Source organism: Modestobacter sp. DSM 44400, from assembly GCF_900107175.1.
In the GTDB taxonomy this organism is placed as follows: Bacteria; Actinomycetota; Actinomycetes; order Mycobacteriales; family Geodermatophilaceae; genus Modestobacter.
Genome location: NZ_FNOZ01000059.1, coordinates 1 through 20,222, shown reverse-complemented (window position 1 = coordinate 20,222; position 20,222 = coordinate 1). Strand labels below are relative to the sequence as shown.

At 70.2% G+C, this 20,222-nt stretch carries 18 protein-coding genes and 4 pseudogenes; 10 read left to right on the top strand and 12 right to left on the bottom strand.

All coding sequences use genetic code 11. The features are described from left to right. Window positions 1–277 (bottom strand): transposase (locus tag BLW04_RS22035; RefSeq protein ID WP_139306710.1); only part of this gene is annotated, 277 nt, incomplete at its 3' end. A gap of 279 nt (window positions 278–556) precedes the next feature. On the opposite strand from BLW04_RS22035, the pseudogene BLW04_RS29820 reads away from it, so the two are divergent. The 3 genes and pseudogenes from BLW04_RS29820 to BLW04_RS29810 form a co-directional block, all read left to right on the top strand. Beyond that, window positions 557–1,117, top strand: a pseudogene (locus BLW04_RS29820) (transposase family protein); the annotation flags it as partial. A 101-nt stretch (window positions 1,118–1,218) separates the two neighbouring features. Next, entirely contained in the window at window positions 1,219–2,067 is an 849-nt protein-coding gene (locus BLW04_RS29815) for a transposase (protein WP_371327813.1), read from the top strand. Between the two features lie 59 nt (window positions 2,068–2,126). Then, window positions 2,127–3,362, top strand: a complete 1,236-nt coding sequence (locus tag BLW04_RS29810) for a transposase (protein ID WP_371327812.1) — start codon at window positions 2,127–2,129, stop codon at window positions 3,360–3,362. A gap of 124 nt (window positions 3,363–3,486) precedes the next feature. Here the strand turns inward: BLW04_RS29810 and BLW04_RS22020 are convergent, their stop codons facing one another. After that, complete coding sequence (locus BLW04_RS22020) at window positions 3,487–4,752, bottom strand: M24 family metallopeptidase (RefSeq protein ID WP_091547451.1); 1,266 nt, start codon at window positions 4,750–4,752, stop codon at window positions 3,487–3,489. Beyond that, window positions 4,749–6,053: an ABC transporter substrate-binding protein gene (locus BLW04_RS22015; RefSeq protein ID WP_139306961.1), complete on the bottom strand. Its 1,305-nt coding sequence runs from the start codon at window positions 6,051–6,053 to the stop codon at window positions 4,749–4,751. Before BLW04_RS22015 ends, BLW04_RS22020 begins: the two co-directional genes overlap by 4 nt. A 116-nt stretch (window positions 6,054–6,169) precedes the next feature. On the opposite strand from BLW04_RS22015, the gene BLW04_RS22010 reads away from it, so the two are divergent. After that, entirely contained in the window at window positions 6,170–7,087 is a 918-nt protein-coding gene (locus BLW04_RS22010) for a LysR substrate-binding domain-containing protein (protein WP_091547445.1), read from the top strand. Here the strand turns inward: BLW04_RS22010 and BLW04_RS22005 are convergent. From BLW04_RS22005 to BLW04_RS21985, 5 genes are all read right to left on the bottom strand, one after another. Further along, on the bottom strand, window positions 7,032–7,874 hold the full coding sequence (locus tag BLW04_RS22005; protein ID WP_091547443.1) for an ABC transporter ATP-binding protein: 843 nt from the start codon (window positions 7,872–7,874) through the stop codon (window positions 7,032–7,034). The genes BLW04_RS22010 and BLW04_RS22005 overlap by 56 nt on opposite strands. Continuing rightward, a complete protein-coding gene (locus BLW04_RS22000) occupies window positions 7,871–8,728 on the bottom strand; it encodes an ABC transporter ATP-binding protein (protein WP_091547441.1) in 858 nt (285 codons plus the stop codon). Before BLW04_RS22000 ends, BLW04_RS22005 begins: the two co-directional genes overlap by 4 nt. Next, the gene (locus BLW04_RS21995) at window positions 8,725–9,738 is read right to left on the bottom strand and encodes a branched-chain amino acid ABC transporter permease (RefSeq protein ID WP_091547439.1); all 1,014 of its coding nucleotides are present in this window, start codon (window positions 9,736–9,738) and stop codon (window positions 8,725–8,727) included. The genes BLW04_RS22000 and BLW04_RS21995 overlap by 4 nt, the downstream gene beginning before the upstream one ends. Further along, window positions 9,738–11,045, bottom strand: coding sequence for a branched-chain amino acid ABC transporter permease (locus BLW04_RS21990; RefSeq protein ID WP_217631185.1), 1,308 nt, complete (start codon window positions 11,043–11,045; stop codon window positions 9,738–9,740). The genes BLW04_RS21995 and BLW04_RS21990 overlap by 1 nt, the downstream gene beginning before the upstream one ends. A 203-nt stretch (window positions 11,046–11,248) precedes the next feature. Beyond that, window positions 11,249–11,698 carry an Lrp/AsnC family transcriptional regulator gene (locus BLW04_RS21985; RefSeq protein WP_175484202.1) on the bottom strand — a complete coding sequence of 150 codons (450 nt, stop codon included), beginning with the start codon at window positions 11,696–11,698 and terminating at the stop codon, window positions 11,249–11,251. A gap of 224 nt (window positions 11,699–11,922) precedes the next feature. Between BLW04_RS21985 and rocD the strand changes: the two genes are divergently transcribed. The 4 genes and pseudogenes from rocD to BLW04_RS21965 all read left to right on the top strand — a co-directional run. Beyond that, on the top strand, window positions 11,923–13,161 hold the full coding sequence (gene rocD / locus BLW04_RS21980) for an ornithine--oxo-acid transaminase (protein WP_091547435.1): 1,239 nt from the start codon (window positions 11,923–11,925) through the stop codon (window positions 13,159–13,161). Then, window positions 13,158–13,481: a Glu/Leu/Phe/Val dehydrogenase dimerization domain-containing protein gene (locus BLW04_RS26200; protein ID WP_139306960.1), complete on the top strand. Its 324-nt coding sequence runs from the start codon at window positions 13,158–13,160 to the stop codon at window positions 13,479–13,481. The genes rocD and BLW04_RS26200 overlap by 4 nt, the downstream gene beginning before the upstream one ends. A 78-nt stretch (window positions 13,482–13,559) precedes the next feature. Beyond that, window positions 13,560–14,957, top strand: a pseudogene (locus tag BLW04_RS21970) (IS1380 family transposase). A gap of 308 nt (window positions 14,958–15,265) precedes the next feature. Further along, window positions 15,266–15,445 (top strand): annotated as a pseudogene (locus tag BLW04_RS21965) (transposase); the annotation flags it as partial. Window positions 15,446–15,459: 14 nt separating this feature from the next. Here BLW04_RS21965 and BLW04_RS27740 read toward each other — a convergent pair. The 3 genes from BLW04_RS27740 to BLW04_RS27040 form a co-directional block, all read right to left on the bottom strand. Next, window positions 15,460–16,227, bottom strand: coding sequence for an ISL3 family transposase (locus tag BLW04_RS27740; protein ID WP_217631184.1), 768 nt, complete (start codon window positions 16,225–16,227; stop codon window positions 15,460–15,462). Next, a complete protein-coding gene (locus BLW04_RS27735) occupies window positions 16,224–16,838 on the bottom strand; it encodes a transposase family protein (protein ID WP_217631183.1) in 615 nt (204 codons plus the stop codon). The genes BLW04_RS27740 and BLW04_RS27735 overlap by 4 nt, the downstream gene beginning before the upstream one ends. Before the next feature lie 940 nt (window positions 16,839–17,778). Beyond that, a complete protein-coding gene (locus tag BLW04_RS27040) occupies window positions 17,779–17,952 on the bottom strand; it encodes a hypothetical protein (RefSeq protein ID WP_175484201.1) in 174 nt (57 codons plus the stop codon). Window positions 17,953–18,922: 970 nt separating this feature from the next. Here BLW04_RS27040 and BLW04_RS27035 point away from each other — a divergent pair. Both BLW04_RS27035 and BLW04_RS21955 read left to right on the top strand, forming a co-directional pair. Then, the gene (locus BLW04_RS27035; RefSeq protein WP_175484200.1) at window positions 18,923–19,264 is read left to right on the top strand and encodes a hypothetical protein; all 342 of its coding nucleotides are present in this window, start codon (window positions 18,923–18,925) and stop codon (window positions 19,262–19,264) included. Continuing rightward, window positions 19,243–19,962 (top strand): transposase, encoded by a 720-nt coding sequence (locus BLW04_RS21955; RefSeq protein WP_175484199.1) that lies wholly within the window; start codon window positions 19,243–19,245, stop codon window positions 19,960–19,962. The genes BLW04_RS27035 and BLW04_RS21955 overlap by 22 nt, the downstream gene beginning before the upstream one ends. Before the next feature lie 4 nt (window positions 19,963–19,966). On the opposite strand, the pseudogene BLW04_RS21950 reads toward BLW04_RS21955, so the two are convergent. Next, window positions 19,967–20,222, bottom strand: a pseudogene (locus BLW04_RS21950) (IS256 family transposase); the annotation flags it as partial.

Sequence of the window (20,222 nt, the reverse complement as noted above, 5' to 3'; positions counted from 1 at the left end):
GCTGCTCATCGCGCTCAGGGGCTGCGGCGCGCACCGCGGCGAACATCCGCACGTAGGTGCCGTCGTCAGACCAGCGACGGTGGCGTTCCCACACCGATTGCCACGCGCCGAAGTGATCGGGCAGGTCACGCCACGGCGACCCGGTGCGGTACCGCCAGATGATCGCCTCGAGCGTCAGTCGGTGGTCATTCCACGGCCGGCCCTGATGACCGCCGGCAGGCAGCACCGGCTGGATCAACTCCCACAACTCGTCCGGGATCTCGTCGGTACGCAACATTCGTCCAGCGTCGCCCACCAACCCGCCAATCTTTGGCAGACACGCTCTAGGCCGCTGACCTGCGCAGATAGCGCCGGTCGTGGTTGGTCGTCGCCGGCCTGAAACGGACCTCTTGCGGACTTTCTGCGGACTGGGGGCGGACCGCACTCACTCCCGGACTTGTGGGTGCCTGGCACGCGGCGGGGGCCTGTGGCTACCTAGTCTGTGGACAGCGGCGGTCGTCCACAGAAACCGCACGGGACGAACCTGCGGCGGCCCTGACATGGCGAGGCTGCTCGCATGCCTTCCGACGTTGTGCTCCGGTCGCTGCCCGAGCCACCGGGACGTGCTCTGCTCCGCCCGACCCGTGATCGGCGGCGTGCCTCGGTCTACCTCGCGGCGCGCAGGTGCCCGGCTGCGGGACCGCCGCGCAGGGCTGGGGCGACCGCCCTGCGGGCCACACTGCGCGTGGCGCCGGCTGCGCCGGCGTCAAGGTCCGCCTGCGGCGGGCTGTTCGGGCTCGCAGGGCTGGCCGTCGCGCGGGTCGTCACCGATGACGTGGAGGGTCGTGTGGTGCATCTGGTGACCGCCGATGAGACGGCGGCGGGCTGCCCGTCGTGCGGGGTGATCTCGGTGTTGGTGAAGGGCCGGGTGACCAGCCGGCCGCAGGACCTGCCGCACGGGCCGGCGGGGTTGTCCCTGGTGTGGCATAAGCGCCGCTGGCGCTGCGCGGAGACCGCGTGTGAGCGCCTCTCGTTCACCGAGTCGCTGCCCGCGGTCCCCGCGCGCGCCCGACTGACGACCCGACTGCGGGCCGAACTGGGGTCCGCAGTGGCGGACTCCGGACGGACAGTCGCCGAGGTCGCCGCCTTCCATCGGATCGGGTGGCCGACGGTGCACCGGGCGTTCGTCGACCACGTCACCCCGGCGCTGTCTGCGCCGCCGCCGGTGACGGTGTTGGAATGGATGAGACCCGCCGCGGGAAACCGGTCTTCGCCCAAGACCCCGAGACCGGCCGCTGGGTGGTGGTGGCCGATCGGTGGCACACCGGCTTCGTCGATGCCGCCGGCACCGGCGGGCTGTTGGCGCAGGTCGAGGGCCGGTCGGCGGCCACCGTCACCGGATGTTTGGCCGACCAGCCAGACGCGTGGAGGCAGTCGATCACCCATGTGGCGATCGACCTGTCGGCGTCCTACGCCGCTGCCGTGCGCGCCGGTCTTCCCCACGCGGTGATCGTCGCTGACCGGTTCCACCTGGTGCGGCTGGCCAACGACACCGTCACCGCCTGCCGGCAGCGGGTGATCCGGGAGACCGAAGGCCGCCACGGCCGCAAAGTGACCCGGCGTGGCGGCTGCGCCGCCGACTGCTCACCGCCCACGAACGGCTCGCCGGGAGCTCTTCACCCGGATGTGGAACACCCTGATCGACACCGGCACGCCCGAGGAGGAGATCTTGTCCGCCTGGGTGGTCAAGGAAGACCGCCGGGCGCTGCTCGCCCCGGCCGGCACGTCACCGGACCGCGAGGAGATCGTCCGCCGGCTCGGCGTCCTCTACGCCCACGCCGCGGCCAGCACCGCCCGGAGGTGCAACGGCTGGCCGCCACCCTCGAGACGTGGTGGCCGGCGATCTTCGCCGGTCTGGACACCGGCTACTCCAACGCCCGTTCCGAGGGCTACAACCGGCTCGCCAAACACGTCGGCCGCGACGCCTTCGGGTTCCGCAACCCAGCCAACCAGCGCCGCCGGATACGGTGGGCCTGCACCCGCCAACACCGGCGGGCAACGGCAGTGATGATCACCCTGCCCGGCTAACTTCGTAGAGCCCCTTTGACTACCTCGACGAGCGCAGCGGGGAGACCCGGCACGGGCGAATGGCACCTGCCGATCGGATGCTGCTGCGCGGCGGGCTGGAGCGCCTGCTCGCCGAGGCGGGCACGTCGGCGGCGTTAGCGGTCGAGGGGTGCACCGGCTGGCGGTTCGTGGTTGAGGAGTTGCAGCGCGCCCGGGTCGAGGCCCATGTGGCCGAGCCGGCCGACACTTCCGCCGCGCGAGGACCGAAGAGTCGGGCGAAGACCGACTGGTCCGACGCCGGCTGCTGCGGGATCTGCTGGCCGAGGGCCGGCTGCCCGAGTCGTGGATCCCGCCGGCGCAGGTGCTGGACATGCGCGCCCGGCTGCAGTTGTTCAAGGACCTACGTGAGCAGCACACCGCCTGGGTGCAGCGCATCCATGCCATCCTGCTGCACCACGGCGCCCCGGCGGTCGCCGGCGGCCTGCTCGGCCTGGACAACCGTCGCCGGCTCGAGGCCGGTGACGGCCTCTCCCCGGCGGGGCGCGAGGCAGTGGCCGCGGCGCTGCGCATCCTCGATGCCCTGGACGGCGAGCTCGAGCCGCTGCGCAAGCAGATCACCGCGACCGCCCTGTGGACGGAGCTGGGCGATTGCCGACGCATCTCCGCCCTCCCGCAAGGCGGTGCGGCACACCGGGCTGGACATCACCGTGCACTCCTCCGATGGCAAACGGCCGCCCGGGCACCTGTCTCGCCAAGGGTCGCCGCTGCTGCGGTGGGCGCTGTTCGGGGCCGCTCAGTGCGCCGCCCGCCCCGGTTCTCCCGATTACGGCTATTACCGGCAGGTCGCCGATCGAGCCGGCGGCAACCGGGCCGCCTGTCGGTGGCCCGCAAGATGGTTCGCCGGGCGCACCACACGCTGCGCGCCCTCGGTGACCAGGCCCTGGCTCCGGTCTGATCGCCGCAGTCGTGGTGCGCGCATCTGCCCACCCACCGATGCCCGCGGCCCGCTCCAGCTTAAGCGCTGCCGACCGTGCCCTCGGGCACGAACGGCCTTGATAGACCGAGCACCACCTCCGCTTCTCGTCCACGCGTCTATCCACGAGGGCGTCCACACGCACCTGTGTACAGGGTGCCACCGACGGAACCCGTTCGGAGAGCCGGCGCGCATACGCCGTCACACGTTCGGGGCAACCCGTTGTCGACAGGCTGCCTCATCGGCAGCGGTTCGCCGGCCCTCTCCAGCTTGCCGCTGCGTGCGCCGGGTCCCGCTCTCGACTGATATGTGCAGCACCGCAGGGAAGTACGAAGGTCCGTAGCTGGCGTTAGTCACCTGGGCCGCCGAAGGAGCGCACGAGGAACCGGAGCGCCAGTGGAGAAGGGCCGGGAGCCTGTCACGCGGGCAGATTGAGCCGGTCAGGGCCGCGTTCGTCGCCGCCGCCGTCATCCCATCACGGCCAGCTCGTGCGGCAGGCGGTGCAGGACCTCGTGGCCCGTTGTGGTGATGACCACGAGGTCCTCGATCATGATCGCGCCCGTGTCGGATGAGTAGGCCGGGGTCTCGACTGCGAAGACCATGCCCGGCTCGATCAGACGCTCCTCCGTCCGGCTCAGGAACGGCGGCTCCTCGTGGAAGGTGTCCAGGCCGACCGAGTGCCCGTAGTGCCCGCGGGTGAAGCGCGGGAAGCCGTTGAGCTGGATGTGTGACTGCGCCGCCTCGAAGACCTCCCGAACCGGCCGACCCGGCCGGAGACGGTCCCGGGCCAGCTCGTGTGCTTCCAGCAGGACGCGGTAGAGCCGTTGGGCGGCAGGCCGGATCTCCCGGAAGCTGAACGTACGGCCGCCGTCGCTGCGGTAGCCGTCGACGGTCACCCCGCAGTCGAACTTGACCAGGTCACCGGGGGCCAGTCCATTACCACGCTCGGAGTCCACCCCAATGGCAGTCGTTGCCCCGACGGCCGGGAGCACCCAGTGGTCGCTGTAACCGGCATACCGGTGCGATCCCATGGCTGTCTGAATGACCCCGAGGGCATAGCGGTGACGCATGTCCAGCGCTGTCATGCCGGGCTGCGCGTCCTGTACCGCAAAGGTGATCCCGGCCTCGGAGAGCTCTGTCGCGCGACGCAGCGCCTCGATCTCGAAGTCGTGCTTGATACTCCGGAGCTCGTAGAGATCCTCGGTCATGTCGACGAGGTGGAGGTCGGGGGCGAAGCCGGCGATCCGCCGCACGGTGTCCTGGAGCACGTACCGCATGTCCGTGCCGATGCGTGCGCCCAACAACCCCCGGTCGGCGAGGGCACTCCGCAGCACCGAGTCCTGCTCGTCCTCGGAGAACTGCGCCGGCCGCGGGGGGTCCGCGTCCTGTGCGCCGGCCACCTGCAGGTCTGCAACGCTGCGCAGCTCGACCCACACCCGGAATGGACGCACATCGGCGATGCCGGAGACGCGCTTGGCCTGCTCGGCCTCGAAGTCGCTGATCACGATCGCCGGCTCGAGCGTCGGATCGGCCGGCACGAGGACCAGCACCGTGCCGAGCATGCGCCAGGGCCATTCGGAGAGAAAGTAGCTCTGGAAGCCGCTCGTGTAGAGCACGTTCGACGGGGTGTAGGCGAGGTAGGCGTCCACCCCCCGCTCCTGGCAGCGACGCCGGATGTCGTCGAGGATCTGGGCGCGCACCGGGGTGGTGGCGCCCCCGGCCCGCGCCGTCACCGCGACTCCACGGTACGAACGATCTGCGGCTTGCCGGAACCGTCGAACCGGACGACGTCGAACAGACCGACTTCGGGCTCACCAACATCGGTGAAGTCCAGCGGCCCGGAGACGCCGTTGTAGTCGATGTCCGTGCCCTGCGAGATCAACTTGGCGCAGTCGGCGAAGCTTGTGCACTCCTCACCGTCCCTGGTCACCGACTGCATTGCCCGGGCGATGTCGCCCGGGGCATCGCTACCGGCCTCAAGCGCGGCCAGGGCAATGGTGATGACGCAGTCGTAGTGGTACGGCGTGAAGTTCGTGATCTGCACCTGCGGCTTGCTCGCCACCAGCCGGTCGAGAAAGGCGGGGTCGTTCTGGGAGGACGCCTGGGTGGCCTGCATGCCCTCCAGCACGCCGGGGTCGGACTCGCTCACCGCCGAGCCGAGAGAGCCCAGCGACATGCCGTCGGTGCCGAATACCCGCACGTCGTCCGGGCCCAGGCCGTTCTCGATGAGGGCGCGCAGCAGGGTGGCGCCCTCCTGGAAGGCGATCACCACCACGGCGTCGGGCTTGGCTGCGGCCACCTTGGCGACCTCCGCCGAGAACGTGGTAGCCGCGGGGTCGTAGGGCACGTTGGCCACGACCTCGGCCCCCTCGTTCTCCAGCTGCTCGATCAGCGACTGGGAGAGACTCTGGCCGTAGTCGTCATTGCGGACCACCACGGCCACCCGGGACGCCCCCTCGCCGATGACCGCCTGGGCGAGCACCGGCCCCTGCCGGATGTTTGCCGGGATGGTCCGGAAGTAGAGGCCCTTGTCCGGGTAGCCGGTGAAGGTCTTGCTCGTGTTGGACCCGGCGCACTGGATCGCCCCAGCTCCGGTGATCCGGTCGAGCACCGAGAGCGAGATCGCCGAGGAGACCGGGCCGATGATGGCGTCGACACCTTCACCGAGCAGCCGGTCGGCGGTCTGCCCGGCCACGGTCGGGTCGCCCGCCTCGTCGCCGCCGGACAGCGTCACCGGCTTCCCCAGGACACCCCCGGCTGCGTTGATGTCCTCCACGGCCAGCTGGGTCGCCGCGATGACACCGACGCCGAGGCCGGACAGCGGGCCGGTCTCGGCGAGGATGTAGCCCAGGTCGAGCTGACCGTTCCCGGGGCGGGAAGACTCCACCTCCGGGGCCGGGGAGCTGCTGGGCGAGCTCGAGGTACCAGCCGCGGAGTCCTTCCCGTCGGCGGAGCCCGAGCTGCCGGAGCAGGCGGTTACGCTCAGGGCGAGTACGCCGGCCAGCACCGCGGTGGGGAGCGTTCGAGTCCTCACGAGACCTCCAGGAACGTAAGCGGAACTGGGTGACGCAGGTCAGCCTCCCCGGCCGGTGTGAAACCGTCCAATACCGAAGTGTTGGCTCTGTGATACCGACGATGTATTAACGTGCGGTGGACCTCCGCCATCTGCGCTACTTCCTCGCGGTCGCCGAAGAGCTGCATTACGGGCGCGCCGCCGCGCGGCTGCGCATCGCCCAGCCCCCGTTGAGCCAGCAGATCCAGCGGCTGGAGCGGGAGCTCGGACTCCAGCTGTTCGAGCGGGACCGGCGGCACGTGCGGCTCACCCGGGCCGGGGAGGTGCTGCAGGTGGAGGCGCGGCGCACCCTGGCACAGGCCGACCGGCTTCTCGACGTCGCCGAGGACGTGCGTACGGGCGGGTCCGGCCGAGTGCGCCTGGGGTTCGTCGGTTCGTCGCTCTACGGGCAACTGCCCGCACTGCTGCGGGCGGTGCAGCAGCAGGCGCCCCGGATCACGCTCTCCGCCGTCGAGCTGGAGTCGGGCCCGCAACTGGCCGGCCTGCTGGAGGACAGGCTCGACCTGGGCGTGCTCAGGCCGCCGGCCGCGACGCCGTCGCTAGCCATTCAGGTGATCGAGGAGGAGGAACTCGTCGTCGCACTGCCGAAGGAGCACGCGGTCCCGGTAGGGCGGCCGGTCGCCCTCGCCGACCTGGCCGAGGAGCCGTTCGTGCTCTTCACCCGGGAACACGGGGAGGGCTTCTGGCAGGTGGTGGTGCAGGCCTGCGGCCAGGCGGGGTTCTCCCCGAACATCGTGTTCAACGCCGAGCACGTGCACACCATGGTGGGCCTGGTCGCCTCGGGCATGGGCGTCTCGCTGGTTCCTCAGGCGGTCCGCCGCCTCAACCTGACGGGAGTGCGTTACGAGCGCCTGGCTGGGCCGGTACCGCGACTACCGCTGGCGCTCGCGTGGGACCCGCGCCGCTCGTTCCCCGCCCTTGAGCGCGTGCTCGAGATCTTCACCGCCCAGGCTCGTCGGACTGCGAGCGCGGCTCAACCGTCGCCGTCGGACTAGGGTCCGCCTGCTTGCCGGCACCCAGGCGGCCCAGGTACAGCTCCACCACGGCGGGGTCGTCCAGCAGCTCACGTCCTGTGCCGGTGACCGCGTTCCGCCCTTGGTCGAGGATGTAGCCCCGGTCGCAGATGGCCAGGCAGCGCCTTGCGTTCTGCTCCACGATGAGCACTGCGGTGCCGGTCTCGTTGATCCGCGAGATCAGGGCGAACACCTCGGTCTGTGCCCGAGGAGAGAGTCCCGCGGACGGCTCGTCCAGGCAGAGCAGCCGCGGCCCCGGCATCAGCGCACGTGCCATGGCCAGCATCTGTCGCTCACCCCCCGAGAGCGAGCCGGCCCGGGCGCGCATCCGTTCAACCAGGCGGGGGAAGAGCTCGGCCAGCGCCTCCCAGCGGACGCCGAAGTCCTTCGGCCGCAGGTAGGAACCCATGCGCAGGTTGTCCCGCACGCTCAGCCGCGGGAAGACGTTGTCCAGCTGTGGCACGAAGCCCACCCCGCGGCCCACGAGCTCGTGGGACGGAGCGCCAGTGATGTCGACCCCGTCGAACCGCACGCCACCCTCACTCACCGAGACGAGTCCGAAGACGGCCTTGAGTAGCGTGGACTTGCCGGCCCCGTTGGGGCCGAAGATGCCGACGAGTTCCTGGCGGCCGACGTGCAGCGAGACTTCCTCGAGGATGGGGACGCTGGGGGTGTAGCCGGCGGTGACGCCGCTGACCTCGAGAACCGTGTCCGCGGGGAGGTCCGCCCCGGGTGGGCTGGTCGTCATCCGGTGGGATCCGGTGCTCATGCCTGGTGCCCCCTCCTCGCGAGGCGCGCGGTCTCGTCGTCGGCCTCGTCGGATCCCAAGTAGGCGTCGATGACCTCGGGGTCGCGCATCACCTCGGCCGGTGTCCCGGTCGCCAGCACGGTGCCGAAGGCCATGCACACGACGTCGTCGCTGATGTCGACGACCACGTCCATGTCGTGCTCGACGAAGAGGATCGTCGTCCCTTCCGCGCGCACCTGCCTGACATGCTCCAGCAGCGTCTCGACCAGCCGGGGGTTGACGCCGGCCATGGGCTCGTCGAGCAGCAACAAGCGCGGCTCGCACATCAGAGCTCGGGCCATCTCCAGCAGCTTCCGCTGCCCGCCCGACAGGACGCCGGCAGGCTGCTCCGCCATCCGATCGAGCCCGAACCTGGCGAGCAGTTCACGGGCACGTTCGGTGTTGCTGCGCTCCTGGCGCCGCCAGCTCCGCCGGCCGAAGAGCGCGCCACCCATGCCTTCGCCACGCTGTCCCGGCGCGGCGAGCAGGACGTTCTCCACCAGGGTCAGGTCCGCCAGGCTCCGGGTGAGCTGGAAGGTGCGCACCATTCCCTGCCGGGCGAGGCGATACGCCGGCAGACCGGTGACGTCACGTCCGTCCAAGGTCCAAGTGCCCGCGTCGGCCCGGTCGAACCCGGTGAGGACGTTGAAGAACGTCGACTTCCCGGCCCCGTTGGGTCCGATGAGCGCCGTGATCGTCCCCTTGCGCACCGTGAACTCATCGACGTCGACGGCCGTGAGGCCGCCGAAGCTGCGTCGCACCCCCTGGGCGGTGAGGATCAACTCCTCCCCACTTGAGCGGGTGGCCTCCCTACCGGTGGTGCTGCTGGGCGTCATTCCGCCTCCGCCTTCACGGTGGCCTTTGCCGTGGGCGTCGGCGCCCGCCGGGACAGCAGGCCACCCGCTCGGAAGTACATGAACAGGATGAGCGCGATGCCGACGAGGGCCAGCCGGATCGGACCGACGTCGGAGGTCGAGAGCACCTCATCGCTGATGACGCCTCCGGTGATGGCCTGGCGCAGCAGCGAATCGCTCGCCGCGAGCAGCAACCAGAAGATGATGGCGCCGACGACGGGGCCCAGCACGCGGCCGAGGCCGCCGAGAAGCAAGACGGCGAACGCATAGAACGACAGGTCAGAGGCGTAGGTGTCGGGGGTGATGGCCTGGGACGCCAGAGCCAGGACCATGCCGGCGGCGGCGGCCATGGCGCCTCCGAGGACGAGCGCCTGCAGCTTGTAGAGATAGGTGTTCTTGCCCAGGGCGCGCACCACCTCCTCGTCGTTACGGACCGCTCGGAGTACCCGGCCCCAGGGGCTGCGCACGAGAAGCGCTGTGAGGCCCACCGCCGCCGCCACGAGCAGCCAGCCGACCAGGGCGACCCACAGTTGCCCGCCGGACAGGGCGAACCGGCCGATCCCGTAGTCGCCAGCGCCGAACGGGTTCGCTGCGTAGAAGTCCGCGGCGAACTGCTGGACGCCGAACACGCCGTACGTGAGCGGGGCCGCGGCCTCTGCCCGGAAGAGCAGCCGCAGGATCTCTGCGGCGGCGATCGTGGCAATGGCGAGATAGTCGCCGCGGAGCCGAAGGGTAGGAGCCCCCAGGAGGAGGGCCAGCACGAAGCCCATCAGCAGCCCGACGAGCACCCCCAGCCACAGGGGGGCGCCGAAGCGGGTGACGCTCACGGCCATCCCGTAGCCGCCGACGAGCATGAACCCGGCCTGGCCGAAGTTCATCAGGCCGGCATACCCGAATTGCAGGTTGAGCCCCACGGCAGCCAGCGCGAAGACTGCCGCCTGTGGTCCGACAGCCGCCCGCACGGCGTCCGCCAGCACGGCGATGAGGTCCATCAACCCACCCTCTCGCGCAGGCCTAGAAGCCCCTGGGGGCGCACGAGCAGAACCAGGATCAGCAGCAGCAGCGCCCACACCGTCTGCAGTTCGCTGCCGAAAAAGACGGTGCTCAGCTGCGCGAGCAGGCCGACGACCATGCTCCCGACCACGGCGCCGAAGGCGGTTCCGAGCCCACCCAGGATCACCCCGGCGAACATTAGGAGCAAGAGGTTGAAGCCCATATTCCAGGTGACCGCCTGACTGAGCCCGTAGAGCACACCGCCCAGGGCGGCGAGTCCGCCACCGGCGAACCACACGACGAGCACCACGCGATCCACGTTGATCCCGGAGCAACCCGCGAGCGCCCGGTTGTCCGAGACTGATCGGACGGCGGTGCCCAGCCGGGTCCGGTTGAGCACCAGCCCGACCAGCACCAGCACCAGCAGTGCAATGCCAAGGATCGAGGCGTCCCGCGGGGTGATGCTCAGCGGGCCCCACTCCCAGACCTGCTGTAGTGCGTACTGGTCGTAAGAGCGCGGGTTGCCCCCGAACACGACCAGGATCACCTGGCGCAGGAGCAGGGCGAGCCCGATCGTCGCGATGAACATCGAGGCATGTCCCACCCGCCGCCGCCGCATCGGGCGCCACAACACCAGCTCGGTCCCGCCGGCCAGCGCGGCGACGACCGGGAAGGCCACGAGGGCAGCCAGGGCGATGTGCAGTCCGGCGGCGTTCAGCCCGTAGGCGACCACAGCCCCGACGGTGACCAGCTCACCGTGGGCGAAGTTGATCAATCCGGTGGTGCCGAAGATGAGCGAGAGGCCGATGGCGGTGATCCCGATGAGCGCACCGAGAACCAAGCCGTCCAAGCTGGCCTGGGACAGCGCGGCACCGAGGCCCTTCTCGGAGGCCTGCACCTGGCCCAGCGGGAACAGGACGCTGCGCTGAGCACCCGGTTCGACGGTCACTTCCCGGCTGGCTTTGGCGTTGTCCCGGAGACTGAGCCCCTCCGGCAGCGTCTCCTCGTTCAGGCTCACCTCGTACTGGCCGGGGGCCGGGACCGGAATCTCCCAGCGCCCGTCGGCGCCGCTGGTCACGGTGCCGACCTGGTCGCCGTCCTGGCTGACGGTGATCTCCACGCCTGCGACAGCTTGGTCCTCGGCGTCGACGAGCCTGCCCTGGATCACTTCTCCGGCAGCCATGGCCGGGGTCGCGCCGAGCATGAGGCAGGCGATTGCCGCGGCGACCCCGGACAGGAACGCGGCCAGAGCCGACGTCCGTCGCCGGCGGGGGCGGATGGGGGCGGGTGGGGTCAGGGCAGCCACCAAACCTCCGACACTCGTCCGACGACGCCGGAACTCCAGGAGAGGTGCATCCATGAAGGGTCGTCGCACCCCGGTCGCACTGTCCAATACCGACGACAGTCAGCTCTGATACAGATCAGATATCACTAATCTTGCTCTCATACCTGGGAACGGGGAGCTTCGCAACGAGATGGACACAGTGCCCGAGAACGCTGACGGCACGTTCATGTTCGGACGCGGTCGATCAGCCGGGAGAGAACGATGACACTCTCGGTGCGATCCACTTTCGGCTCCTCGCGCAGGCGCTCGATCACACTCTCCAGGTGCGGGATGTCTACGGCTACGACTTGGACGAGCGCATCGGCGGCTCCCGAAACGTTGCAGGCGCTGACCACCTCCGGCACTTTCTCGAGGCTGCGGCGCAGCTCCAACGGTGAGACCGTGCCCTTCCAGAACAGCTGGACATAGGCCTCGGTCGTCCACCCGAGAACCGCAGGGTCGACGAAAGCGGTGAAGCCGCGAATCGCACCCTCATCGATGAGTCGGTCGACCCGCCGCTTGACCGCAGGCGCCGTGAGCCCGACCTCCTGGCCGATCACCGCGTACGTGCTGCGTGCATTTCGCAGCAGACAGCCGAGGATCGCCCGGTCCAGTGCGTCCACCTGCGCCGTCATGCGACCGCCTCCGAAAGGGCTGAACAACGAATCGATGGCCTACAGTAGGGATTTCTAACAGATACATGGTAGAGGAGCAACAGAATAGGCTTGTTCTGCGCACGGGTCGCCTTTAGCGTGTGTGACCGAAGGCACGGGCGTCGCGCGTCTGGGACGCGGCGAGGGGCCCAGTGCGACCGGAGCCACGGTCCGCTACGAAGTCCACACGAAGGAGAAGCCACCCCATGCTTGCGCCGCCGGAGACCGGTCCCGCGCTGTCCACCTCTGAGCACCTCGCGCTCGTCGAGGCCGTGACCGCGCACAACTACCACCCCCTCCCGATCGTGGTCGCGGAGGCGGCGGGGTCCTGGGTCACAGACGTCGAGGGACGCCGGTACCTCGACTGCCTCGCCGGCTACTCGGCACTCAACTTCGGGCACGGGCACCCGGTCCTGCTCAAGGCGGCGCGCCGGCAGCTGGAGCGGGCGACGCTGACCAGCCGGGCCTTCCACAACGACCAGCTGGGGCCTTTCGCCCTGGGCCTGGCCGACCTGGCCGGAATGGATCAGGTCCTGCCAATGAACACCGGCGCGGAGGCCGTCGAGACGGCGATCAAGCTCGCGCGCCGGTGGGGCTACGACGTGAAGGGCGTGCCCGACGGAGCGGCCGAGATCGTCGTCGCCGCCGACAACTTCCATGGCCGCACGACGACCATCGTCAGCTTCTCCACCGACGAGGTGGCCCGGCGCGGGTACGGCCCCTACACGCCGGGCTTTGTCGTCGTCCCCTACGGCGACACCGCCGCGCTGCGCTCGGCCATCACGCCGCGCACCGTGGCCGTGCTCGTCGAGCCGGTACAGGGCGAGGCGGGGGTGATCGTCCCGCCCCCCGGCTACCTCGCCAACGTCCGGGCGGCCTGCACTGAGGCGGACGTGCTCCTCGTCGCCGACGAGATCCAGTCCGGCCTCGGCCGCACCGGCAGCACGTTCGCCTGCGAGCTGGAGGGCGTCGTTCCTGACGTCTACGTGCTCGGCAAGGCGCTGGGCGGCGGGATACTGCCGGTGTCCGCCGTCGTCTCCCGCCGCGACGTCCTCCGGGTGTTCACGCCGGGCAGCCACGGGTCCACCTTCGGCGGCAACCCGCTCGCTTCGGCGGTCGGCGCCGCGGTGGTGGAGCTCCTCCGGTCCGGCGAGTACCAGGAGCGGGCTCGCGCCCTGGGCGAGCACCTCACGAGCCTGCTCGAGCTCCTGGTCGGCTCCGGCCTGGTCGGCTTCCGCACCCGCGGCCTGTGGGCCGGCGTCGACATCGATCCGGCCCGCATGACCGGCCGCGAGGCGTGCGAGCGGCTGGCCGCCCGCGGTGTGCTCGCCAAGGACACCCACGGCTCCACGATCCGCCTGGCTCCCCCGCTGGTCGTCGAGCGCGAGGAGCTCGACTGGGCCGTCGCACAGCTCGCCGCCGTCCTAACCGAGGAGACCGCGTGACCACCACCCTTTCCGGGCCCGTCCAGGAGCGGACGGCCGGGGCGGGCACCCGGACCGGGTCGGGTTCTGCCGCACACCGTGCGGCGCTGGCCCAGCTAGCCGACGCCAGCCACCGGCTCGGTCTCGATGACGGCCTGCACCAGATGCTCGCCATCCCGCGGCGCTTGCTGACCGTCGCCGTGCCGATGCGGCGGGAGGACGGCTCGCTGGAGATCCTGCGGGGGTACCGGGTGCAGCACAACCTCTCCCGGGGCCCGCAGGCGCTGGCCCGGCTCAGCCCCGATCTACCGCCGAGAATGGTTGTTGACAGCGGGTCATAACGCGCGAACGCCCTTCTGAGCAGGGACGATGTGGCTTGTCTAAGGCCCATATCGTCCGCGCAGAAGGGCATCCGCTGGATGCGACTGTCGCACGGTTCGTCGGCACTGTCGGCGACGTTCGATGACCCGAACCTCGTGTCGGCCGCCGGGTTGGCGCCGGTGCTGGCTCTCGCGCAGTCGTGCGGGCTGGGTGATCTTGTCGCCGACAAGCTCACGCTGAAGGCCAAGGGCGGGGTCAACGCCGCGATCAAGGTGCCGGCGTTGGTGGCCGGGATGATGGCCGGCGCGGACTCGATCGAGGACATGGACCTGCTGCGCCACGGCGGCATGGACCGGCTGTTCGCCGGTATCCGGGCGCCCAGCACGCTGGGCACGTTCCTGCGCAGCTTCACCTTCGGCCATGTCCACCAGCTCGACAGCATCGCGGCGGCCTTCCTCATCGGCCTGTTCGCGGCCGCGCCGCTGCTGCCCGGCGCCGGGCAGGTCACCTACCTCGATCTCGACGACACCATGCGGGAGACGCACGGCTACGCTGAGCAGGGCATCGGCTACGGCTACAACAAGGTCAAGGGGCTCAACGCGCTGCTGGCCACGATCTCCACGCGCCGCTGGCGGCGCAGGTGGTCGCCGCCGCCCGACTCCGCAAGGGTGCGGTGAACTCCGCCCGCGGCGCCGCGTCGCTGCTGCGCGAGGCGCTGACCACCGCCCGCGCCTGCGGAGCCGGTGGTCCGGAGAGGGCCGGGCTGGTGCTGATGCGCGCCGACTCGGCGTTCTACAGCCACAACGTCATCGCCGCCGCCCGCCGTGAGGGAGCCTGCTTCTCGATCACCGCCCGGATGGACGCCGCGGTCAAGCGGGCAATCGGCGCGATCGGCGAGGACGCCTGGACCGCGATCCGCTACCCGAACGCGATCTGGGACGACGAGGGCAATGCTGGATCTCCGACGCCGAGGTCGCCGAGATCGGCTTCACCGCGTTCACCTCCCGGCGCAAGTGCGACCACGTTCCCGCCCGGCTGATCGTCCGCCGCGTGAAGCGGCTCAACCCCGACTCGGTGCCCGCCGGGCAGGGTGAGCTGTCCACCGCCTACCGGTATCACGCGGTCTTCACTGACTCACCCGAGCCGATGCTCGCCGCGGAGAGGACCCACCGTCAGCACGCGGTCATCGAGCAGGTCAACGCCGACCTCAAGGGTGGGCCCCTGGCCCACCTGCCCTCGGGGAAGTTCGCGGCCAACTCCGCCTGGCTGGTCCTGGCCGCGATCGCGTTCAACCTCACCCGCGCCGCCGGCACGCTAGCCTCGGCCTTCCACGCGAAGGCGACCACCGCCACCATCCGCACTCAGCTGATCGCGGCCCCAGCCCGGATCGCCCGTTCCGCCCGCCGGCTGCGACTGCACCTACCCCGCGACTGGCCCTGGGAGACCGCCGGGCCCAGCTGTTCGACGCCACCTGCGGACCGTCCACCGCGGCCTGAACCCGACCACCCGCCCTGCAGGGGCCGACCGGAGACCGACGGTGGAAGAGCCGGGCAGACCGGCGGCTCACCCACGCCCCCGCCCGGCAATCAAGATCCAGTCACGGACCAACGGAGCCGACCAAGATCGACGGTGGATCGAGGCTCAGGGCCACCCTGCGCGCCGACGACCCCACCGACGAGATCGGCGCCGCCTGGGGCGTCAAGGAACAGCTGCGCCTGCTGCTGGCCAGCGGCTCCCTCGCTGAGGCCGAGGAACGCAAGATGCTGCTCGGCCTCTATGTGCTCTCCGTCGACACGCCCGAGCCGACCGGCTCTGGGCCACGATCGACGCCTGTGGGACCGCCATCGAGGTGCTGATTGTCACCGGCGTCACCAACGCCCGCACGGAGGCCGCGAACACCGGCATCAAGCAGATCAAGCGGACCGGCCGCGGCTACCGGAATGCGCACAACTACCGCGCGCGTATTCTGGCTCTTCAAACTTGAGGGGGAAATGACCCTCAGCAGACGGTGACTCGGCGATTGGACCGGGCGCAGGCGAACCGTACTCGGCGGCGCTGGTTGTCCAGGTTGCGGAAGCCGTAGGCGGTGCGCGCGGCGGTCTTCACGGTCCGGTTCGTGGCCTCGGTGCCGGCGTTGGTGAGGCCGGTCTGCAGGAAGCCCAGCACCTCGGGCCACCAGGCCTCGATCGTGCCGGCCAGGCGCTCGAGCTCGGGCAGGCGGGAGTCGGCGCACCAGGTGTTGAAGCGGTGCAGTCGGGCGGAGATCTCGTGCCGGTGTCCGCCGCGGCGGGCGCAGGCCAGCAGCGCCCGGAGTTCCTCTTTCGCGATCCAGGCGGTGAGGATCTTGCTGGACGGGTCGGCGTCGACCAGGTCGTTCCACATCCTCGCGAACTGTTCGGAGCGTAGCCGTTCCCGGCCGCGCAACAGTCGTCGCCGCGCCGCCCACGCCGGGTCTGAGGCGCGGCCGCGGCGGCCGTGGGTGTCCCAGGTGACCCGGCGGCGGACGTCGGTGAGAGCCTGATTGGCCAACTGCACCAGGTGGAAGTGGTCGGCCACGATCCTCGCGTGCGGCAGCGCCTCGACGATAGCGGCCCGGTAGGTCGCGCACGGGTCCATCGCCACCACGGCCACGGCGTCCTTCCACGCCTGCCCGCGCTCGTCGAGCCAGGCGATCACGTTGGCCTTGGTGCGACCCGACGCCTGACCCAGCAGGCCCTGGGAGCCGGCGAGGTCAACGAAGTTGGTCTCGAACGTCTCCAACTTCACCCAGCCCTCCCCGTCCTCCTTGCGGGTCCAGCGGGGCCGGCCACGGCGGGTCTCGCCGTGGCCGGCCCCTCCAACTTCACCCAGCCCTCCCCGTCCTCCTTGCGGGTCCAGCGGGGCCGGCCACGGCGGGTCTCGTCGATGCCGAGCACGGCCACCGGCTCGGGTTCGGCCAGCTGCTCGGCGGCGGCGGTGACGAACGCGGCGTGCGCGATCGGCCAGCTCATCAACCCCGCGCATGCGCCGCTGACCGGCAGCCCGTCGCCGACCCGGCCGGCGACGTGACGCAGCAGCCGGCCAGTCACCCGCGCCCGGGCCGGAAGCTCGGTGATCTGCTCGGTGAACGCGCGCCGGTCACACGCGGTCTCCGCGCAGGCGTACTGGATCTTGTGCCAGCGCACCGCCAGCGGCGCCTCGCCGTAGGGCAGGTCCCGCGGATGCGTCGTGCGGCGCTGCCGGACGCTGGTCGAGAACACGCCGCACGCCGGGCACGCCGCCGCGGTCTCATCGTCGGTGATCACGTGCACGACCCGGACCCCGTCCGCGGCGCGGACCACCTTGTGCACTCGAACTCCGGGCAGGCCGAACAGGATCGTCGTACCGTCTGAACTCACTCGTGGCCCCTCTGCTGTCGGCTCGTATCCACCGTCAGCATCGAGGGGCCACGGGCCTTTCAGCCCGAGGCCGAGATCCTCACAAGATCATGCTCTTCTTCCCCCTCAAGTTCGAAGAGCCCGTATTCTGCTCGCGAGCGCCGCCTGGACGGCAGCGTGAACACCCACCTCAGGCGGGATCGTCACCAGGAACCGCGAAGAGCCTCGAAACCTCGCCGCAGGCCGCGGGACAGGTTGGTGATCATCCGCCATCGAAGTGAAGGCTTGGCTCACCACCTGGGCCCGATTGGCGCAAATTCTCACCGTTTTCCAACGATGCGAAGCTCAATGCCCTACCAGCCCAAGTTTGTCAACGCTTACCGAAGACTCCCAGTTCTTTACTAGGAAACGCCAGTTTCTTTACTAGAAAGCGGCACGCATGCCGCCGATTCGGTAGACCGCACCTCGCATCCGCGTCTGGTGAGGGCGCAGGATGACGTCGCGGCCATTGTTGACTGGGGTTGGCAATGGCACGGCGGAATGGAGCTCCGCTGGCGCCGCGGCCGCCGCGCGTCGGCGGTGAATGCAAGTGGGGTGGACGAGCGAGTCCCGTTCGGCCGCCGGGCACGGGTCGGACGGCGCTCGCCAGCCTGCGGGCGCGCGCCGGGGCACAAGGCAGTGAAGGGGTGGGCCACCACCTCGACCCCGGCCATCAGCAGCAGCGCGCTCGCGATTGCGCTTTGTTCGCTGTTGATCACCGTGACCGCCCCGCGAAGGCTCGGGCCGTCCTGCGCTCAGACGTCACCCAGCACGCCGCACGACAGCATTAGCAGCCCTTCCCCAACCCTCCAACAGGCAAGAGCACGAGCGTCACATGTCATGCGCGCTTTGGCCCGCTCTACATGGCAGTGGGTCACGCGGCGTCGATCTCGCTGGGCTCGCGGGTGGATGTGCGGGCTGGTCAGGTCAGACGCGGTCCGCAGAGCAGCAGGGCCAGCCTGTCGCGCTGCCCGGCCGTCAAAGGCGGCGCCGCGTCCACGACTCGGCGGATGTGATCTTCCAGCTGTTCCAATCGTCGGGCTTCGTCACGGGTGCGGCCGGCGGCAGACAATCCGCGGTCGTCGACAACGGTCATGGAGGTCTCCCGCGGTGACGGCGACGAGCAACGGACGGATGTCCGTCACCGTCACAAGGCGCCGATGTGGAGCGATCGCTGACAGCCGAGCCGGGGCGGCACAGAGGTGACACAGGCGTGACAACGCTCGGGCCGGTGCTGCCGTACGTCACCCCACTGTCACCCCAGCCGCCGCCGCGAGGACGCCTCACCTGCGGTATCGGCGACGACGGAATGCTGCCAGGACCTCGTCTACCGCGCGGGCGACCGCTGGCAGCTCCCGGTCGTAGACGAGCCCGCGATCAATCTGCCCGGCGAGGTCTCGGAGGACGTCGACCCACTCGCCGTGCCGTGGCGCTCTCACCTGAGGCGACGGGGCAGGGGTGACAACGACGCGCTCAACGACCTCCACCGCCGCGCGGCCGGACGCGGCGGCTCGCGTCTGCTCCCAGGCCCGATGCCGGCACGTGGCAGAGCACCACTTGGGGATCGGTCCGCTCGTTCGCACGGGAATCGGCCCGTCACACCAACCGCAGGTGGTGACGGCAGCCCGTCGCGCGCTACCGGCCGCCGTTGCCGGCTCCGGGGCCGGCGCCTTTCGCTGTCTCGCTGCAGCCCGCTCCAGCTGCTGGCGACGTTGGCGCTCCCGTTCCCGGCGGCGTGCTCGGTAGTCGGCGGTTCCTCGAGTGCCCATGGAAGTCAAGGTCCGCATCAAGGTGCACGGACTCGTCACCACGAATCGGGCAGACCCTGGGTGCAGGAGGTGTGATCGATTGCGATCTTGATTGCTGTGCCGGGCGATGAGAACTGCGAGGACACTGCGGTTGCCGGCTGGCGACGCCTTGACACATTGGTGCGTCAAGCCTGGTGGGGTGTATGGCCCGGGGTCCTCGGGCGCGCTGGATTGTTGCCGTAAAGCACGTGGGTCTGTCTCCGGTCAGAGGGCCCTGCGGTCGGCGCACCAAGAGTCGCCGAAGGGGAGTGGTGCCCGGTGGAGGTGCTGTTCGACCGGGTGGCCGGGCTGGATGTGGGGAAGGCGTCGCTGACCGCCTGTGTGCGCACCCCGCGTCCGCGGGGCCGGCGCGGTGAGACGCGGACGTTCAAGACGACGGTCTGCTCGCTGCGGGTGATGCGGGACTGGCTGATCGCCTCCTGGGTGACGATCGCGGCGATGGAGCCGACGTCGACGTATTGGACGGCGCCGTTCTACTGCCTGGAGGAGGTGATGGAGGTCTGGCTGCTCAACGCCGCGCACATGAAGGCGGGCCCGGGCCGCAAAACCGACGTCAAGACGCGGAGTGGATCGCCCAGGTGCTCGAGCACGGCCTGCTGAGCCCGTCCTTCGTTCCGCCGCCGGAGATCCGGCATCTGCGGATGCTGACCCGCCACCGGGTGCAGCTGATGGGCGACCGGACCCGCGACGTGACCCGGCTGGAGCAGATGCTTGAAGACGCCTCGATCAAGCTCGCGACCGTGGCCTCCAGCCTCTCCACCGTGTCGGCGCGAGCGATGCTGGGCGCGATGGTCGCCGGGCAGCGCGATCCGGCGGTGCTGGCCGAGACGGCCAAGGGGAAGATGCGCGGCAAGATCCCGGAGCGGCGCGAGGCGCTGGGCGGGCACCTCACCGACGCGCATGCCCGGCTGGTCGCCCAGATGCTGACCCGTCTCGACCGGGTGGAGCAGGCGCTGGCCGAGCTCGGTGAGCTGATCGCCGAGGCCCGCCGGCCGTGGGCGCATCAGCTGGAGCTGCTGCAGAACATCCCGGGCGTCGGCCCGAAAGTCGCCCAGGTCATCGTGGCCGAGGCCGGCGCGGACATGTCCCGCTTCCCCTCGGCGGCGCACCTGGCGTTCTGGGCCGGGCTGGCACCGGGAGTGCACGAGTCCGCCGCGCGGCGGACGCCGGTGGGGGTGCGGCACGGCAATAAGTGGCTGACCGCGACGCTGGTCGAGGCAGCCGGCTCGGTGGGCCGCTCGAAGGACAATTACCGAGGATGTCCCGAGTTCCGTGGAACTTCGGTAGCGGCCCGTTGATCAACTAGGCGGCGTTGCTGACGGGCCCATCATGCGCGGCGGGTACGACAGTTGCAGCGGTGGCCTGCTCGAGGGCGGTGCGTAGCGCCGGCAGGTGCAGGTGGCCGTTGACGCGGCGGAATTGCTTGCCTGCCTCGATCATCCCGGCGGCGCACCAGCGCAGCGCCATCTGCCCGTCGCGCCAGCGCTTGACGTTGGTCGAGTGCTGGCGGCAGATGGAGATCATCGACTCGATCATGTTCGTGGAGCGCATCGATCGG

Excerpts from the sequence above, each read along its gene's own strand:
- BLW04_RS27040 (WP_175484201.1), bottom strand. The coding sequence starts at position 17,952 with ATGACCGTTGTCGACGACCGCGGATTGTCTGCCGCCGGCCGCACCCGT.
- rocD (WP_091547435.1), top strand. The coding sequence starts at position 11,923 with ATGCTTGCGCCGCCGGAGACCGGTCCCGCGCTGTCCACCTCTGAGCAC.
- BLW04_RS22000 (WP_091547441.1), bottom strand. The coding sequence starts at position 8,728 with ATGACGCCCAGCAGCACCACCGGTAGGGAGGCCACCCGCTCAAGTGGG.
- BLW04_RS21995 (WP_091547439.1), bottom strand. The coding sequence starts at position 9,738 with ATGGACCTCATCGCCGTGCTGGCGGACGCCGTGCGGGCGGCTGTCGGA.
- BLW04_RS22005 (WP_091547443.1), bottom strand. The coding sequence starts at position 7,874 with ATGAGCACCGGATCCCACCGGATGACGACCAGCCCACCCGGGGCGGAC.
- BLW04_RS29810 (WP_371327812.1), top strand. The coding sequence starts at position 2,127 with ATGGCACCTGCCGATCGGATGCTGCTGCGCGGCGGGCTGGAGCGCCTG.
- BLW04_RS21985 (WP_175484202.1), bottom strand. The coding sequence starts at position 11,698 with ATGACGGCGCAGGTGGACGCACTGGACCGGGCGATCCTCGGCTGTCTG.
- BLW04_RS29815 (WP_371327813.1), top strand. The coding sequence starts at position 1,219 with ATGGATGAGACCCGCCGCGGGAAACCGGTCTTCGCCCAAGACCCCGAG.